We start from the raw sequence: 17,361 nt of genomic DNA on the forward strand, positions 1-17,361 counted from the left end.
GCCCGCGGCCGCACCCCCGTCCCCGCGACCGCACACCGGCGGGCCCGGCGCGATTCCCGCGCCGGGCCCGCCCGTCGGTGCGGTGCGCCCGGTTCAGCGGAAGGCGGCCTGCCCCGTCAGGGCCTGACCGATGACCAGGGTGTGCATCTCGGGGGTCCCCTCGTAGGTCAGGACCGACTCCAGGTTGTTCATGTGCCGGATCACGGGGTATTCCAGCGAGATGCCGTTGGCGCCGAGGATCGTGCGCGCGGTGCGGCAGATCTCCAGGGCCTTGTTGACGTTGTTGAGCTTGCCCAGGCTCACCTGCTCGGGGCGCAGCCCGACGGCGTCCTTGCGGCGGCCCAGGTGCAGGGCCAGCAGGGTGCCGTTGGTGAGTTCGACGGCCATGTCGGCGAGTTTGGCCTGGGTGAGCTGGAAGCCGCCGATCGGCCGGCCGAACTGCGTGCGCTGCCCGGCGTACTCCAGGGCCGACCGGAAGGCGCTGCGGGCCGCGCCCATGGCGCCCCACAGGATGCCGTAGCGCGCCTCGTTGAGGCAGGACAGCGGGCCGCGCAGCCCGCGCACCTCGGGGAAGACGGCCTCCGCGGGCAGACGCACCCCGTCCAGGACGAGTTCGCTGGTCACCGAGGCGCGCAGCGACATCTTGTGCTGGATGGTGCGGGCGGAGAAACCGGGGGTGCCGGTGGGGACGACGAATCCCCGCACGCCCTCGTCGGTCTGCGCCCACACGACGGCGACGTCGGCGACCGATCCGTTGGTGATCCACATCTTGGTGCCGTCCAGGACCCAGTCGCTCCCGTCGCGGCGGGCCCGGGTGCGCATGCCGGCGGGGTCGGAGCCGTGGTCGGGCTCGGTCAGCCCGAAGCAGCCGATGGCCTCACCGGCCGCCATGCGCGGCAGCCACCGCTGCTTGTGCTCCTCGGTGCCGTGCCGCCATATCGCGTACATCGCCAGCGAGCCCTGGACGGACACCAGGGAGCGGATGCCCGAGTCGCTGGCCTCCAGCTCCAGGCAGGCCAGGCCGTAGTCGACCGCGCTCATGCCCGCGCAGCCGTAGCCCTCCAGGTGCATGCCCAGCAGTCCGAGGGCGCCCAGTTCCTTGGCCAGTTCGCGGACGGCGGGCAGCTCGCCGTCCTCGAACCACTGCGCGATGTGGGGGTCGACCGCGGAGTCGCAGACCTGGCGGACGGCCGAGCGCACCGCCTTCTCCTCGGGGCTGAGGAGGTCGTCGATGCCGGCCAGGTCGAGCGGGTCGGTCTGGGGTCGGGGCTTGCCGGTCGCTGTCACGAGGATGCCTTTCGTTCGTCGGCGGGGTGGGGAAGGGGGGCGGGCGCGGCGTCGGACAGCCAGGCCCGGACCCGGGCGTCGTCGGCGCCGAGCCGCGGTGGCGGTCCGGCCGGGCGGACCAGGTCGGTGGAGTAGGTGGCGGGGTGGCGCGGGGCGGGCGTGCCGCCGGCGGCGGGAGCGACGGTGGGGGCGAGCCCGAGGCGTTCGGCGAGGGCGAACCCGTCGGCCACGGTGCCGACCTTCCCGGCGGGGACGCCCGCCGCGGTCAGACGCTCCTGCCAGGTGGCGCAGTCCTGCTCCGCGAGCCGGTCCTCCAGGGCCGCGACGAGTTCCTCGCGGTGGCCCACCCGGGCGGCGTTGGTGGCGAACCGCTCGTCGTCCGCCAGCCCGGGCGCGCCCAGGACCGCCGCCAGACGGGCGAACTGGCCGTCGTTGCCGCAGGCGACCGCGAGCAGTCCGTCCCGGCAGCGCAGGGTCTCGTACGGCGCGATCGAGGGGTGGCGGTTGCCCATCCGCCCCGGCGCGCGGCCGGTCTCCAGGTAGCCCTGCGCCTGGTTGACCAGGGAACCCAGCAGGCTGGAGAGCAGGTTGACCTCCACCCGGCAGCCGCGTCCGGTGCGGTCCCGGTCGGCCAGGGCGGCGAGCACCCCGATGGCCGCGTCCTTGCCGGTGAGCACGTCGACCAGGGCGACGCCGGCCTTGGTGGGCTCGCCGTCGGGGTCACCGGTGATGCTCATCAGGCCACCCACCGCCTGGACGACGAAGTCGTAGCCGAGCAGGTCGGCGCCCGCGCCGGAGCCGAAACCGGTGACGGAGCAGTGGACGATGCCGGGGTTGACGGCGGCGACCTGGTCGTACCCGAGGCCGAGGCGCTCCAGCGTGCCCGGTTTGAAGTTCTCCACCAGCACGTCGGCGCGCCGGGCCAGCTCCCGGGCCAGGGCCAGGTCCGACCCGTCGGCGAGGTCGAGGGTGACGCTGAGCTTGGAGCGGTTGACGCTCTCGAAGTAGGTGGTGGACGTCCGCGACCAGGGCGGCCCCCAGCGGCGGGTGTCGTCGCCGGAGCCGGGGCGCTCCACCTTGACCACCGTCGCTCCCAGGTCCGCCAGGGTCATGGTGCACAGCGGCCCGGCCAGCACCCGGCTGAAGTCGGCGACGAGGACGCCCTCCAGCGGCCCGCTCACGAGCGGCCTCCCGTCCGGACGCCGTCCACCCGGCGTGGCAGGTTCCACGGGTCGCCGTCGCGCAGCGCCTCGGGCAGGGCGGCCTCGGGCACGTTCTGGAAGGCCACCGGGCGGGTGAAGCGGTCCAGGGCCGCGGCCCCGACGCTGGTGGCGTCCGGCCGGCTGGTCGCCGGCCAGGGCCCGCCGTGGTGCTGTGCCCACCCGGTGGCGACACCGGTCGGCCAGCCGTCGACGACGACCCGGCCGGCCTGCCGCGCCAGGTGCTCCACCAGCCAGGGCAGGTCCGGGTCCGCGGGGCCGCCGGAGGCGACGGCCGCGGCCAGGCTGGGCTGCAACCGCCCCAGCAGGTCCCGCAGGTGGGGCGTGCCGTCGTACTCGACGACGAGCGCCACCGGGCCGAAGCACTCCTCCAGCAGCCGGGAGCCGGGCCGCAGCGCGTCGGCGGGGGCCGTGAGGACGGTCGGGGCGGCGGCGAAGGCGCCGTCGGCCGCCTCCGCGCGGGCCACGGGCCGCGCGCCCGCCGCGACCAGGTCCGCCAGGCCCTGCCGGTAGGCCGCCGCGATGCCCTCGGTGAGCAGCCACCCGGGCCGCACGCCGGCCAGCGCTCCGGCCGCGGCCTCGGCCGCGCCGCTGCCCCGGGGGGCGAGCAGCAGGCCGGGCTTGGTGCAGAACTGCCCCTGCCCCAGGGTGAAGGAGTCGACGAAGCCGGTGGCCGCCCGCGTCACGCCGGCCGCGGTCGCGGCGGCGGCCGGGGTGAGCACCGCCGGGTTGACGGTGCCCATCTCGGCGAAGACGGGAACGGGCACGGGGCGCCGGGCGGCCCGCTCCACCAGGGCCGTGCCCGCGGTCTGCGATCCGGTGAACGCCACGGCCGCGACCTCGGGGGCGTCGACCAGGGCGAGCCCCGCGTCGAAACCGGTGACCAGGGCGAAGGCGCCGGCCGGGGCGCCGGCCGCGCGCAGCGCGTCGGAGACCAGGGTGCCGAGGCGGGCGCTCAGCAACGGGTGCGCCGGATGCGCCTTGACCAGGACGGGGCACCCGGCGGCCAGCGCGGACGCGGTGTCGTGGCCCGCCACCCCGAAGGCGAACGGGAAGTTGCTCGCGCCGAACACCGCGACCGGGCCCAGCGGCCGGTTCATCCGCCGCAGATCGGCCGGTCCGCCCGGTCCGGCCCGGTCGATCCGCACGTCGAGCCAGCCGCCCTCCGCGGCGACCTCCCCGTAGAAACGGGCCTGCGCCGCGGCCCGGCCGACCTCGCCGCGCAGCCGGTCCGGGCCCAGGGCCGTCTCGGTGTCGGCGAGGGCGGTGAGCTCCTCGGCGTGCTCCTCCAGGGCGTCCGCGACCGTCCGGAGCCAGTGCCCGCGCAGCGCCGGCGCGATGGCGGCGATCCGCGCGGCGTCCCCGGCCGCCGCGGACAGCAGTCCGGCCAGTTCCCGGGGCTCGGTGTGCCGCGGTCCGCGGGCCGACGCTCCGGTGCGCGGGTTGCGGCTCACTTCGGCCGCCGGGGCCTCCCGCGGGGCGCGGAGCCGGTCGGGCCGGGGGTCCGGCGGGGCGGCCGGGGCTGGCTCGGGAGAGGCGACATCGGTGGTCACGAGGCGTTCCTTCCGTGGAGAGGGAGCCGGGTGGTGCTCAACCTAGGGACCGCGGGGCCTGGAGTTCCTCGGACGTTCCGACCGATAATGCGCGGACCTTGTGCGGACCGCACAGTCGCCCACCCCCGTGCGGACCGCACGGTCGCCCATCGCCCCATCGGCCGCGGGAAGGCCCCATGCCCACACTCGACGTCCTGGTACGCGCCCTGGGGGACGACCTCGCGCCCGTGTCCCCCGCCGCCCCGCCCCCGCGCAGGGTCACCGGCGTCCACATCAGCGAGCTGGCCGACCCCACGCCCTACCTCTCGGGAGGGGAGCTGCTGCTGACCACCGGGCTGGGGCCGGCCGGCGGCCGGACGATGCAGGCGCGGGCGTACACCGCGCGGCTGGCGGCGCACGGCGTCACCGCGCTGGGCATCGGCCTGGGCCCCGTGCACGACACCGTTCCCGAGGCGCTGGCCGGGGCCTGCGAGGCCGCCGGTCTGCCGCTGCTCGTCGTCCCCCCGCCCACGCCCTTCCTCACCGTCGCCCGCACCTACTGGTCACTGGTGGCCGCGGCGGGCCGGGAGGAGCTCAGCACGGCGCTCGGCGCCCACCGCGAGCTGGTGCGGTCGGCCGCCGGCCCCGACCCGGTGCCGGCCGTGGTCCGCGCCCTGGCCGACGCCGTCGAGGGCTGGGCCGCCCGGCTGAGCCCGGACGGCGAGGTCATGGAGGTCTGGCCCCGCAGGCACCGCACGAGCGCCCGCAGGGCCGCCACGGAGGTCGCCCGGCTGCGCGTCGCGGGCCCGTACTCCTCCGCGACCTTCCCGCTGGGGGAGGACGACGTCGTCCTCCAGCCGCTGACCGGCCACGGCCGGCTGACCGGTTTCGTGGCCACCGGGTGCCCCCGGCCGATGAAGGCGCCCGACCGCCAGCTCGTGCTCACCGCGTGCGCCCTGCTGGCCCTGCAGGGCCAGCAGCAGCGGCGCGGGGTCGCCGCCGCGCGGGCCGCGCGGGCCTGCGTGGCCCGGCTGCTGTGCGCGGGGCACGTCGACGCGGCCCGGGCCCTGGCCGCGGACCTCGGCCTGCCCGCGCTCCCCCCTCGGGTGCGCCTGCTGGGGCTGGCCGGGTTCGGGCACGGCCGCGGGGACGACGTGCTCGACGCCGTCGAGCCGGCGGCGCGGGACGGCGGGCAGCTGCTGGCCGTCGCCGAGCCGGACGAGGTCTGGATCCTCGTCGGACCGGACGACGCGCAGACGGTGCCGGAGGCGGCGCGGCGGTACGTCGCCGCACACCCGTCCGCCGCCCGGGCCGCGCTGGGGGCCGAGGCCGACCTGGGGCAGCTGCGGTGGCAACTGCCCCCGCTGCGGCGCCTGCTGGCGGGCGTCCCGGCGGGGACGCTCCACGACCGGGGCGATGGCGGCGTACCGGCGGCCCCCTCCCTGGAGCCGCTCCTGAGCCATCGCCGCGCGGACCTGGTCGGCACGGTGGCCGCCTACCTGCGGCACCGGGGGCACTGGGAGCGCGCCGCCGCCGACCTGGGCGTGCACCGGAACACGCTGCGGCACCGCATCGGCACCGCCGGCCGGCTCCTGGGCGCGGACCTCGACGACCCGGACGTGGCCAGCCGCACCTGGCTGGCCCTGCGCGAGAACGGCCTGGCCTGACGCGCCGTCCCGGCCCCCGGCGGGATCCCCACCCGCCGTGCGGCGGCGGGTCCCGTGCGCCGCGCGCGTCCGGCAGCCGCCCTCCCGGCCCCCGGGAGGGCGGCTGCCGGCGCCCGGCCCGATGCGCGTGGACTGTGACCCGGGTCGCTTTTCCGAGTGGCGGGCGTCACCCTGGGCATGAGCCCCAGCGCGGGCGGCCGGGTATCTCACGATGCGGTATCGCGGAGGGGTTTTTCGGGCGCTCGATAGACTGAGCCGACCGCGTTCCGCACACATGTGTGCGGAACGTGGGAAAACGACGGACTGAGCGAGGAGCGCACGTGGGCCTTGTCGTGCAGAAGTACGGAGGCTCCTCCGTAGCCGATGCCGAAGGCATCAAGCGCGTCGCCAAGAGGGTCGTGGAAGCCAAGCAGAACGGCCACCAGGTGGTCGTCGTGGTTTCCGCGATGGGCGACACGACGGACGAGTTGATCGATCTCGCCGAGCAGGTGTCCCCGATGCCTGCCGGGCGCGAGCTCGACATGCTGCTGACCGCGGGAGAGCGGATCTCCATGGCCCTGCTGGCCATGGCGATCAAAAACCTGGGCCACAACGCCCAGAGCTTCACCGGAAGCCAGGCGGGTGTCATCACCGACTCGGTCCACAACAAAGCCCGCATCATCGACGTGACACCCGGCCGGATCCGTGCCTCGGTGGACGAGGGCAACATCGCCATCGTCGCCGGCTTCCAGGGCGTCAGCCAGCAGGGCAAGAACATCACCACGCTCGGCCGCGGCGGCTCCGACACCACCGCGGTGGCCCTGGCGGCCGCCCTCGACGCCGAGGTGTGCGAGATCTACACCGACGTCGACGGCGTGTTCACCGCCGACCCGCGCGTGGTGCCGAAGGCCCGGAAGATCGACTGGATCTCGACCGGCGACATGCTCGAACTGGCGGCCTCCGGGTCGAAGGTGCTGCTCCACCGCTGCGTGGAGTACGCCCGCCGGTACAACATCCCGATCCACGTCCGCTCGTCCTTCAGCGGGCTGCCGGGCACGTGGGTCAGCAGCGAGCCGATTCAGCGAGGGGACAAGAAGGTGGAGCAGGCGCTCATCTCCGGTGTCGCGCACGACACCTCCGAGGCCAAGGTCACGGTCGTCGGCGTGCCGGACAAGCCGGGCGAGGCGGCCTCGATCTTCCGCGCGATCGCCGACGCCGAGATCAACATCGACATGGTCGTGCAGAACGTCTCGGCGGCCTCCACGGGCCTGACGGACATCTCCTTCACGCTGCCGAAGACCGAGGGCCGCAAGGCCATCGACGCCCTGGAGAAGGCCAAGTCCACGATCGGCTTCGACTCCCTGCGCTACGACGACCAGATCGGCAAGATCTCGCTGGTCGGCGCCGGTATGAAGACCAACCCCGGGGTCACCGCCGACTTCTTCACCGCCCTGTCCGACGCGGGCGTGAACATCGAGCTGATCTCGACCTCCGAGATCCGCATCTCGGTCGTCACCCGCAAGGACGACGTGCCGGGAGCCGTCCGCGCCGTGCACTCCGCCTTCGGGCTGGACTCCGACAGCGACGAGGCCGTCGTCTACGGAGGCACCGGCCGCTGATGTCCGCGACCGTTCCCCCGGGACGTTCCGCGCGGCCGACGCTCGCCGTCGTCGGAGCGACCGGGGCCGTCGGCACGGTCATGCTCCAGATCCTGTCCCAGCGGGCGGACGTCTGGGGCGAGATCCGACTGATCGCCTCCCCCCGCTCGGCCGGCCGCAAGCTGGCCGTGCGTGGTGAGCAGGTCGAGGTCGTGGCGCTCACCGAGGAGGCCTTCGACGGGGTCGACGTCGCGCTGTTCGACGTCCCCGACGAGGTCGCCGAGCAGTGGGCGCCCGTCGCCGCCGCGCGGGGCGCGGTGGTGGTCGACAACTCCGGCGCGTTCCGCATGGACCCCCGGGTGCCGCTCGTCGTTCCCGAGGTCAACCCGCACGCCGTGCGGATCCGGCCGCGCGGGATCGTCGCCAACCCGAACTGCACCACCCTGTCGATGATCGTCGCGCTGGGCGCGCTGCACGCCGAGTTCGGCCTGCGCGAGCTGGTCGTCTCCTCGTACCAGGCGGTCAGCGGCGCCGGTCACGCGGGCGTGCGGACGCTGCGCGAGCAGCTCTCCCTGGTCGCCGGCACGGAGCTGGGGACCGGCCCCGGTGACCTGCGGCGGGCCGTGGGGGACCGCACCGGTCCGTTCCCGGAGCCGGTCGCGCTGAACGTCGTGCCGTGGGCCGGGTCGCTGCGGGAGGACGGCTGGTCGTCGGAGGAGATGAAGGTCCGGGACGAGTCCCGCAAGATCCTGGGCCTGCCCGCGCTGCCCGTGGCGGTCACCTGTGTGCGCGTCCCGGTGGTCACCGCGCACTCGCTCACCGTGCACGCCCGCTTCGAGGGCGAGGTCACCGTCGACAGGGCCCGTGAGATCCTCGCCACGGCGCCCGGCGTGGTGCTGTTCGACAACCCGGCCGCCGGGGAGTTCCCCACTCCGGCGGATGTCGTCGGGACCGACCCGACGTGGGTCGGACGGGTACGACGGGCCCTGGACGACCCGACGGCGCTGGAGCTCTTCGTGTGCGGGGACAACCTGCGCAAGGGGGCCGCGCTCAACACGGCGCAGATCGCCGAACTGGTGGCGGCCGAGAGGTGAGGAGCACCCGGGCACGAAAAGCCCTGGACCCCGCATGATTCGTTTGTAAGATCTCTGTAAGTTCGGCGAGCCGGTCTCATGGACCGGACCACTTGAACCGGCCTGCCTCGCAGCCGAGGATTTACTCCCCGCCCTCCGCAACCGAGCGGAGGGCGGGGAGCGTCTTTGCGGTCACCCCTTCGGGGCGTGGGGGCGCGTTCTTCCAGGCGTGGGGACGCCTGGAACCGGGCGTGGGGACGTCCGTTCACATGGAGCACAGGGGAAGAGCGGGACGCATGAGGGCATCGGATGTGCTGTCGGTGGTGCTGCCTGTCACGGGCGGTCGGCCGGCGGCACCGGTCGGCGTAAAAGTGACGCCCGGCGCGTACAACCCTTACGGAGGGAAGCGTGTCCAACTGGCGTGGCTGAGGTACTCGACTTCACAGCGCCGCGTGGCAGGACCCTCCGTCCTCCCCGTCCGGCTCTCCGACCCCGTAGGCCGGGTGCGTCCGGTGGCATGCCGGTGATCGCGCCCATGCCCGCAGCGCGCCCCGCCCGCATACCCGGTCAGCGTGACGGAGCCGACGACGCCGTGGCGGCCGGCACCACCGTCGACCACCTCACCGAGACCTACCGGGCGCACTACCGCTCGCTGCTGGGCCTCGCGGCGCTCCTCCTCGACGACACCGCCTCCTGCGAGGACGTCGTCCAGGAGGCCTTCATCCGTGTGCACTCCGCCCGCAAACGCGTCCGGGACCCCGAGAAGACCCTGGCGTACCTGCGGCAGACGGTCGTCAACCTCTCCCGCTCCGCGCTGCGCCGCCGGATCCTGGGCCTGAAGCTGCTGTCCAAGCCCATGCCCGACATGGCGAGCGCGGAGGAGGGCGCCTACGACCAGCTGGAGCGCGACTCCCTCATCAAGGCGATGAAGGGGCTGCAGCGCCGCCAGCGCGAGGTGCTGGTGCTGCGTTACTTCGCGGACATGACCGAGGCGCAGGTGGCCGAGACGCTCGGCATCTCGCTGGGCTCGGTGAAGGCGTACGGCTCGCGCGGCATAGCGGCGCTGCGGGTGTCCATGGAGGCGTCGGCATGAGCGACGGCAAGGACGCGCGGCGCGAGGAGCGCGAGCCGGAGGGCGTGCGCCCGTCCGGCGACGCCCCCGAGCCGAAGGATCCGCCCGGGCCCGAAGGCACGGGGGAGTCCGGCGCCGCGGGGGAGCCCGGTGACACGGGCGAGTCGGGGGACGCGGACGAATCGGGGGACGCGGACGCGTCACGGCGGGCGCGGGCGTTCGAGCCCGAGGGCCCGCCCGAGCCCGAGCCCGAGTCCGAGCCGTCGGAGGAGCCGACGCGGCCGTACGCGCTCGGGAAGCCGCACGGACAAGAGCCGAAGCAATCGCACGCTGGGAACGGAACTGTGAACCACGGCCCCGACGACCAGGGCCCCGAGGAACTCGACTCGGACGAGCTGGCACTGCGCACGATGCTGCACCGGGCGGTGCAGGAGGTGGAGCCGAGCGACGGCACGCTGGACTACCTGCGCCGGGCGGTCCCCGCCCGGCGGGCCCGCAAACGGCAGGCCCTCGTCGGCGCGGCCGCCGCCGTGCTCTTCGTCGGCACCGCCGTCCCCGCCGCCGTCCACGTCTCGAGGACGACCGGCGCCGACGCCAACCCGTCCGCCGTCGGCCACGCCTCGCAGACGCAGGGCGGCACCGACGGGGGCAAGGGCCCGGGCAACAGCGAGACCACCGCGGGCGGCACCTCGGACCAGGTCGAGGGAACCGACAAGGGCGGCAAGAAGCACGAGGACGAGGGCGGCGCGAGCACCGGCACCGACACCGGCGCGACCGAGGGGACCGGTCCCTCGGCCGGCGCCACGGCCGGGGCGCCGGCCTGTACCGCCGCCCAGCTCGGCCCGGCGACCGCGAGCAGTGCCGCCCCCGACTCCACGGGCGCGGTCTACGGCTCCTTCCGGGTCGCCAACGTCTCCGCCGCGAGCTGTACCGTCGACGCCCCCGGCACCGTGGGCGTGACCACGGCGGGCGCGGCCGACGCCGCCAAGGTGGGGACCCCGGTCCGGCACGTGGCCGGCGACGCGGCGGCCGGTCTGCCCGACCCCTCCCGGGAGGCGGCGAGCCTGGTGCTCCAGCCGGGCGGGGCGTACGAGGTGAAGTTCGCCTGGGTGCCCTCCGAGCCCTGCCCCACCACGGGCGGCGGTACGGGCGGCAGCACCGGCGGTCCCTCGCCCGACCCGTCGCCCTCCGACGACCCGCCCACGACGAGCGGCGCGTCCACCGGGACCGACAGCGGCATGTCCACGCAGATGCTCCTGGCGGACGGCACGGCCGACGGCAGCGTGACGGTGACGTACACGGCGGCCACGGGCTCGGGCACGGGCACCGCGACGGTGGGCAACGCCTGCGCGGGCACGGTCTACTGGACGGGCCTGCTGGGGACGTGACACCGGGGGCCGGTCCGGCCCCCGGTCCGGTCCGGCGTCACACCGCGGACGGGCTGCCCGACCGCTCCGACGCCGGGTCCGGCTCCTGCTCCCCGTCCGGGAGCAGACCGATCTCCGCGTCGCGGGCGAGCTCCACCTCGCGGCGCAGCAGACGGAACCACATGAAGATCACGAAGCCCACGAAGGCGAACCACTCGGCGGTGTAGCCGAGGTTCTGGAACGCCTTCAGGTCGAGGCCGGTCCCGCCCGGCGCGGACGCCGGCACCGCCTTCATCCCCGCGTCCCCCCGGTTCAGCGTGACCCAGGCGTCGTACACGTCGTACGGCACCAGGTTCACCAGCGAGGCCGCGCTGATCGCGGCGGTCTGGCCGTCCGGCAGTCCGCCGCGGGCGCTGACGCCGTTGTTGCCCGGCGTCTCGGACGCCTGGAGCGCGCCGGTCACGGTGACCTCGCCGGTGGGCACCGGGGGTGCCTTCGCCGGGTCGGGGTCACCGGGCAGCCAGCCCCGGACGACGGGCAGCGCCTTGCCGGTGTCGGTGCGCAGCAGCGTCAGGACGTAGTGGCCGGGCTCGCCGTCCAGCGTCCGGTCGGGGACGAGCAGCTGTTCGTCGTACCGGCCGGTCGCGGTGGTCTGCTTGCCGGAGGTCGCCTTGGTCACCGGCAGCAGCCGGTCCAGCGGCCTGGGCGCCTCCTGCTGGTCCGAGGCGACCTGCTCCTCGGCGTCGCGGTGCGTGTCCACCCGGTCCTCGAACCGGCCGAGCTGCCACGACCCCATGTAGATGCAGAAGGGGATGGCGAGGAGGACGAAGACGTTGATCCCCCACCATCGGGGCGTCAGCAGAAACCGGTACACGCCCTCCACGGTACGGTGCTCCCGGCCGTGTCCGGTTCGCGGGGTCACCCCGGTGGAGGAGCCGGTGAAAGATCCGGTGGAGGTTGTCCACAGCCTGGGGATCCCGGCGGCGCGACACCCGCCGGGACGGGCAGTATGGGTCCATGACTGAGAGCAACGGGTCCGACGCGCCGGACCGGACGGACGAGATCGAGCGCACGGTGGAGCAGGGCGAGCACATGCCCGACTGGGAGAAGCGCTTCCGGGCGCCCAGGGTGTCCCTGCCCGACTGGGCGGAGGACGCACCCGACCGCTCCCTGTTCGTGTCGAACGCGACGGGGACGTACGAGCTGTACGCCTGGGACCGGTCGACGGGCGAGCAGCGCCAGGTGACGGACCGGCCCAACGGCACGACGGACGGCGTGCTCTCGCCGGACGGCGAGTGGATCTGGTGGTTCGACGACAAGGACGGCGACGAGTTCGGCGTCTGGCGCCGCCAGCCGTTCTCCGGCGGCGAGGACGAACTCGCGGCGCCGGGCCTGGGCCCCTCCTACCCGGCCGGTCTCGCGCTGGGCCGGGACGGCCGTACGGCGGTCGTGGGCCGCTCCACGGACGAGGACGGCACGACCATCCACCTGGTGCGCACCGGCGAGCCGCCCGTGGAGATCTACCGCCACCGCGAGTCGGCGGGCGTCGGCGACCTCTCCCACGACGGTTCGCTGATCGCCGTGGAGCACACCGAGCACGGTGACGCGATGCACTCCGCGCTGCGGGTGCTGCGCCCCGACGGCACGACGGTCGCCGAGCTCGACGACACCGAGGGCGGCGCCGAGGAGCTGGGCCTGGAGGTGCTGGGCTTCGCCCCGGTCGCGGGCGACACCCGGCTGCTCGTCGGCCACCAGCGGCGCGGGCGCTGGGAGCCGATGGTGTGGGACGTGGCGACCGGGGAGGAGACGGACCTCGCCCTGGAGCTGCCCGGCGACGTGAGCGCCGAGTGGTACCCGGACGGCACCGGCCTGCTCATCGCGCACGGCTTCGAGGCCCGCGGCGAGATCTTCCGCTACGACCTGGCCGAGCGCCGGCTGGAGAAGATCCCCACCCCGCGCGGCGCGGTCTCGGGCGCCACGGCCCGCCCCGACGGCAGTGTGGAGTACCTGTGGTCGTCGGCGGCCGAGCCGCCGGCGGTCCGCTCGACGACGGGCGGTGTCGTCCTCGACCCGCCCGGGATGAAGTCGCCCGGCTCGGTCCCGGTGGAGGACGTGTGGGTGGAGGGCCCCGGCGGCCGTATCCACGCCCTGGTCCAGAAGCCCGCGGGCGCGACCGGTCCGCTCCCGACGGTCTTCGACATCCACGGCGGCCCCACCTGGCACGACAGCGACTCCTTCGCGGCGGGCCCGGCGGCCTGGGTCGACCACGGCTACGCGGTGGTCCGCGTCAACTACCGCGGCTCCACCGGCTACGGCCGTGCCTGGACCGACGCCCTGAAGCACCGGGTGGGCCTGATCGAGCTGGAGGACATCGCGGCGGTCCGCGCGTGGGCGGTCGAGTCGGGCCTGGCGGACCCCGACCGGCTGATCCTCACCGGCGGCTCCTGGGGCGGCTACCTCACCCTCCTCGGCCTCGGCACCCAGCCCGACCTGTGGACGCTGGGCATCGCGGCGGTTCCGGTCGCCGACTACGTCACGGCGTACCACGACGAGATGGAAGCACTGAAGGCCATGGACCGCACCCTGCTGGGCGGCACCCCCGAGGAGGTCCCCGAGCGCTTCGAGGCGTCCTCCCCGATCACCTACGTCGACCGGGTCGAGGCCCCGGTCTACATCTCGGCCGGCGTCAACGACCCGCGCTGCCCCATCCGCCAGATCGAGAACTACGTCCAGCGCCTCCAGGCCCGCGGCGCGGTCCACGAGGTCTACCGCTACGACGCGGGACACGGCTCCCTGGTGGTGGACGAGCGCATCAAGCAGGTCCGGCTGGAGCTGGACTTCGCGGAACGGCACCTCGGCCGGTAACGGCGACCGGGCCCCGGCCGAGGCGGACCGGCCACCACGGCGGTGCGGACGGAGCACCGACCGGGGCCGAGCCGTGCGGGTTCAGGGGGTGGAGTCCCGCGGGGTTCGGGGGACCGAGCCTTGTGGGGGTTCAGGGGTTCAGGGGTTCAGGGGTTCAGGGGGCCAGGGGTCCAGGGACCCAGGCGCCCAGGAGGGGCGGATCCCGTGGGCTTCAGGGGGCAAGGCTCCTGGGGTCCAGGGGGCAGAGCCCCCGGCGGGGTCGGAGGGGCGGAGCCCCTGGTGAAGGGAAGGGGTGAGGGCGGCGGGGGCGACCCCCACTGCCTCGGTCCGCCTGCCTCCCCACCCGGTTGCCTGCCCACCCGGCCGCCCGGCCGCCCGCCCGGCCGCCGAACCGGATCCGGGCCGGAAGCGATCTCCGACCGGGGGACGGCCTCCGACCGGGGACCCTCCGGCCCGGGGGCGACCCCCGGCTCGAGGGCGCGATCCCCGCCCCGGGGGCGGCAGCCGCGGTGCTACGCCCCCGCCCGCTCCCGCCCCCTGCGTCCCAGCAGTTCCGCCAGCCCCCGTCGCGTGGCGGCCAGCACCACGCGGTCCTCGGCGCGCAGGACATAGGTGTCGGGCAGGTCCCACACCAGCCCCGAGCCCCGTATCTCCGTCCCCGGACCGCCCGCGGAGACCCCCGCCCGCTGCGGGGACGCCGCCGTGTCCAGGGCCAGCACCCGCCACGCCCCGGCCCGGAACGCCTCGCCGACCGTCTTGCCCTCCAACTGCGGATGACCGCCCACGACCACCGCCGCGAACAGCAGCACCCGCCGCTCGACCGGGATCGCGCCCAGGATCTGCCGGCCCATCATCGCCCCGGCGAACGCGGGGGCCGCCAGGTGGGACACGCTGCGGCTCCGGGTCAGCGCGCCGGGGTGCGCCGTCCGCAGGGTGCGGTACACCGCCTTCGCGAAGTCGTCCTCGTACAGCCGCAGCACGACCCGCAGATCGGGCCGCACGGACCGGGCGTACAGCACCGCCTCCAGGTTGGTGGTGTCCGCGCTGGTCAGCGCGAGCAGCACGTCCGCCCGGTGGATCTTCGCGGCCTCCAGCACGCCCTCCTGCGTGACGTCCCCGAGCACCACCGGCACCCGTAACCGCCGCGCCGTCGCCATGCCCCGCGCCTCCGGATCGGCCTCGACGCACACCACCGGGATGTGCAGCTCCCGCAGCCGCGTCAGCACCCGCGTCCCGATCTTGCCCAGCCCGAGCAGCACCACGTGCCCGCTCAGCCCGCGCGGCGGCTTCCGCAGCGCCGACGCGGTGCGGAACAGCCCCAGCGCCTCCAGCACCGCCGCCAGCAGCACCGGCAGCAGCAGCAACCCGACCAACCCCGACAGCAGTTGCAGGATCTGGCGGCCGGCGGGCTCGTTGACGGCGGGCTCGTTGATGGCGAAGAGGTCGAGCAGGGTGACGTAGGTGGCGTGCAGCGGGTGGTCCTCCGTGACCACCATCAGCGCGACGGCGAGCGCGACCACGGCCGCCACCAGGCCCGCCAGCGACCAGCGCAGCCGCCGGGAGAACAGCGAGGCGAACGGCGGCACCCGGGCCCGCCCGGCCGGCAGCGGCGGCCCCGAGTAGGACACCTGCTCCAGCACCACCGTCCCGCGTCCCGTCGCCGCCTCCACCGCCGCTGCGTCGGGCAGCAGTTGGGGACCCTGTTCCCCGCTGTCCTCCGAACCCTCCGTACCCGCCGGGTCGTTGCTCGTCGCGGACAGCAGCGCCAGCGTGCACAGCCCGGGGTCCGCCACCTGGCCGGGCCCCGGCGGCCGGCGTTCCACGGCCCGCAGCAGCAGGCCGTCGGCGTCGACGACCTTGCTGGTGCCGACGAGCGCGGTGCCGACCAGCGCGGGTGCGGCCGTGTCCGCGTCGGACAGCACGGTCGTGGCGGCGTCGATCTCCGACCCGGTCCGGTCCTGTGCATCCGGGTCGGCCAACACGGCTGCCTGGTCCAGGAGTTCCTCGATGTGCTGACCCAACCGCCGGTTGTAGAGCCTGAGGACGATCCGCAGCCGGGGATTGAGCCGGCGGGCGGTGAGCGCGGCGCGGATGTTGGTCTCGTCGTCGTCGTACACGAGCGCCAGCGCGGCGGCCTGCTCCACCCCCGCCACGGCGAGCACGGCCTCGGTCGGCTCGGCGGCCTCCAGCATCCGCTCGCCCGGGGTCACCGTCCCGTCGGGGCCGCCGTTGCCCCGGTTGACGGCGGTCACGACCCGGTCCAGCAGGGCCGCGGAGGCCGCGCGGGCCCGCCCGACCACCGGCTGCCGCACCCGGCGCCCGGCCGGCGGCACGACGAGCACGACCTGCTCGCGGTAGACGCCGCGCAGTTCGGCGGCGAGCCGGTGCGCCAGCCCGTCGTCACCGCACACCACCATGGGCGCGGACGGGTCGCCGGGCAGGGCCGGATTCGGAAGGAGGCTCACCACGAGGGAAAAGACTGCCCTATACACACGGGTGGTTCCAGGCCCGGTCGGAAGGGAGTTGAACGACCGCGCCGGTCGCGCCGTATGGGGAGGGAGGGGTCCTCACGCCCCGCTTCGTCGCGCACGTTCCACCGGAGGTGTACCCGGCCCGTGGCCATCACCGAGCCGGCCCCGGACGGGGCCGGGCCCGTCGAGGAGCCCCGCCGTCCCGACTCCCCCCTCCTGCTGACCCTGGCGCTGCTCACGGCCGTGATGTTCCAGGACTCGATCCGTGGTGCCCTGGCCGCCCCGGTGATGCAGAGCTGGACGACGGTGTTCGTGGCGGTGGTCGTCCAGGCCCTGCCCTTCCTGGTGCTCGGCGTCCTGCTGTCGGCGGCGATCGCGGTGTTCGTCCCGCCGTCCTTCTTCGCCCGCGCGCTGCCGGGGCGTCCGGCGCTGGCGGTCCCGGTCGCGGGCGCGGCGGGCGCGGTCCTGCCCGGCTGCGAGTGCGCGTCCGTGCCGGTGGCGGGCGCGATGATGCGCAGGGGGGTGACCCCGGCGGCCGCCCTGACGTTCCTGCTGTCCGCCCCCGCCGTCAACCCGATCGTGCTGACGGCCACCGCGGTCGCCTTCCCCGGCGAGCCGCGGATGGTCCTCGCCCGCTTCGTGGCGAGCCTGCTCGTGGCGTGCGCGATGGGCTGGCTGTGGCACCGCCTCGGCCGCACCGACTGGCTGCGTCCCCCGGCCCGTTCGGCCCACGAGGGCCGGAGCAGGGGTGCCGCGTTCTGGGGTTCGGTGCGGCACGACGTGACGCACGCGGGCGGCTTCCTGGTGGTCGGCGCGATGGCCGCGGCGACGCTGAAGGCGGTGGTCCCGGCCGAGTGGCTGCGCGCGGCGGCCGGACAGCCGGTGCTGTCGGTGCTGGCGCTGGCGGCACTCGCCGTCCTGCTGTCCATCTGCTCGGAGGCGGACGCGTTCGTGGCGGCGTCGCTGACCCAGTTCTCGCTGACGGCCCGGCTCACTTTCCTGGTCGTGGGCCCGATGGTCGACCTCAAGCTCTTCGCCCTGCAGGCGGGCACGTTCGGCCGTGCCTTCGCCCTGCGCTTCGCCCCCGCGACCTTCGCCCTGGCGGTGGCGGTCTCGGTCCTGACGGGAGCGGTGCTGCTGTGAACGACCGGAGCGACCGGAGCACCCCGAAGGAGGCGCGCACCCCGAACGACCGGAGCGAGGGGAACGAGAGGAAGGAGGAGAGCGAGG

Annotated in this window: 12 protein-coding genes; 7 read left to right on the top strand and 5 right to left on the bottom strand. The window is 75.0% G+C overall.

The genetic code is table 11. The features are described 5' to 3' along the window. Positions 1-93 precede the first annotated feature (93 nt). From CP969_RS21155 to CP969_RS21165, 3 genes are read right to left on the bottom strand one after another with little or no spacing between them, the layout of a single operon-like run. A complete protein-coding gene (locus CP969_RS21155) occupies positions 94-1,287 on the bottom strand; it encodes an acyl-CoA dehydrogenase family protein (protein WP_004985365.1) in 1,194 nt (397 codons plus the stop codon). After that, positions 1,284-2,468: a CaiB/BaiF CoA transferase family protein gene (locus CP969_RS21160; RefSeq protein WP_016825292.1), complete on the bottom strand. Its 1,185-nt coding sequence runs from the start codon at positions 2,466-2,468 to the stop codon at positions 1,284-1,286. Before CP969_RS21160 ends, CP969_RS21155 begins: the two co-directional genes overlap by 4 nt. Then, a complete protein-coding gene (locus CP969_RS21165) occupies positions 2,465-4,060 on the bottom strand; it encodes an aldehyde dehydrogenase family protein (protein WP_016825291.1) in 1,596 nt (531 codons plus the stop codon). The genes CP969_RS21160 and CP969_RS21165 overlap by 4 nt, the downstream gene beginning before the upstream one ends. Positions 4,061-4,236: 176 nt before the next feature. On the opposite strand from CP969_RS21165, the gene CP969_RS21170 reads away from it, so the two are divergent. From CP969_RS21170 to CP969_RS21190, 5 genes are all read left to right on the top strand, one after another. Then, a complete protein-coding gene (locus tag CP969_RS21170) occupies positions 4,237-5,706 on the top strand; it encodes a PucR family transcriptional regulator (RefSeq protein ID WP_016825290.1) in 1,470 nt (489 codons plus the stop codon). A gap of 320 nt (positions 5,707-6,026) precedes the next feature. Next, on the top strand, positions 6,027-7,304 hold the full coding sequence (locus tag CP969_RS21175) for an aspartate kinase (RefSeq protein ID WP_004985358.1): 1,278 nt from the start codon (positions 6,027-6,029) through the stop codon (positions 7,302-7,304). Continuing rightward, the gene (locus tag CP969_RS21180) at positions 7,304-8,377 is read left to right on the top strand and encodes an aspartate-semialdehyde dehydrogenase (RefSeq protein ID WP_016825286.1); all 1,074 of its coding nucleotides are present in this window, start codon (positions 7,304-7,306) and stop codon (positions 8,375-8,377) included. The genes CP969_RS21175 and CP969_RS21180 overlap by 1 nt, the downstream gene beginning before the upstream one ends. 400 nt (positions 8,378-8,777) lie before the next feature. After that, positions 8,778-9,449 (top strand): SigE family RNA polymerase sigma factor, encoded by a 672-nt coding sequence (locus CP969_RS21185; protein WP_171817482.1) that lies wholly within the window; start codon positions 8,778-8,780, stop codon positions 9,447-9,449. Beyond that, positions 9,446-10,816 carry a hypothetical protein gene (locus tag CP969_RS21190; protein ID WP_016825282.1) on the top strand — a complete coding sequence of 457 codons (1,371 nt, stop codon included), beginning with the start codon at positions 9,446-9,448 and terminating at the stop codon, positions 10,814-10,816. Before CP969_RS21185 ends, CP969_RS21190 begins: the two co-directional genes overlap by 4 nt. Positions 10,817-10,853: 37 nt before the next feature. Here CP969_RS21190 and CP969_RS21195 read toward each other — a convergent pair whose 3' ends face one another. Further along, positions 10,854-11,669: an SURF1 family protein gene (locus CP969_RS21195; protein ID WP_279627255.1), complete on the bottom strand. Its 816-nt coding sequence runs from the start codon at positions 11,667-11,669 to the stop codon at positions 10,854-10,856. 143 nt (positions 11,670-11,812) lie between these two features. On the opposite strand from CP969_RS21195, the gene CP969_RS21200 reads away from it, so the two are divergent. After that, entirely contained in the window at positions 11,813-13,660 is a 1,848-nt protein-coding gene (locus CP969_RS21200) for a S9 family peptidase (RefSeq protein ID WP_004985346.1), read from the top strand. Between the two features lie 512 nt (positions 13,661-14,172). Here CP969_RS21200 and CP969_RS21205 read toward each other — a convergent pair. Next, a complete protein-coding gene (locus CP969_RS21205) occupies positions 14,173-16,077 on the bottom strand; it encodes an NAD-binding protein (RefSeq protein WP_026085003.1) in 1,905 nt (634 codons plus the stop codon). 198 nt (positions 16,078-16,275) lie between these two features. On the opposite strand from CP969_RS21205, the gene CP969_RS21210 reads away from it, so the two are divergent. Next, a complete protein-coding gene (locus CP969_RS21210) occupies positions 16,276-17,274 on the top strand; it encodes a permease (protein ID WP_016825281.1) in 999 nt (332 codons plus the stop codon). Positions 17,275-17,361: the final 87 nt, after the last annotated feature.

Source organism: Streptomyces viridosporus T7A, from assembly GCF_008704515.1.
Lineage (GTDB): Bacteria > Actinomycetota > Actinomycetes > Streptomycetales > Streptomycetaceae > Streptomyces > Streptomyces viridosporus.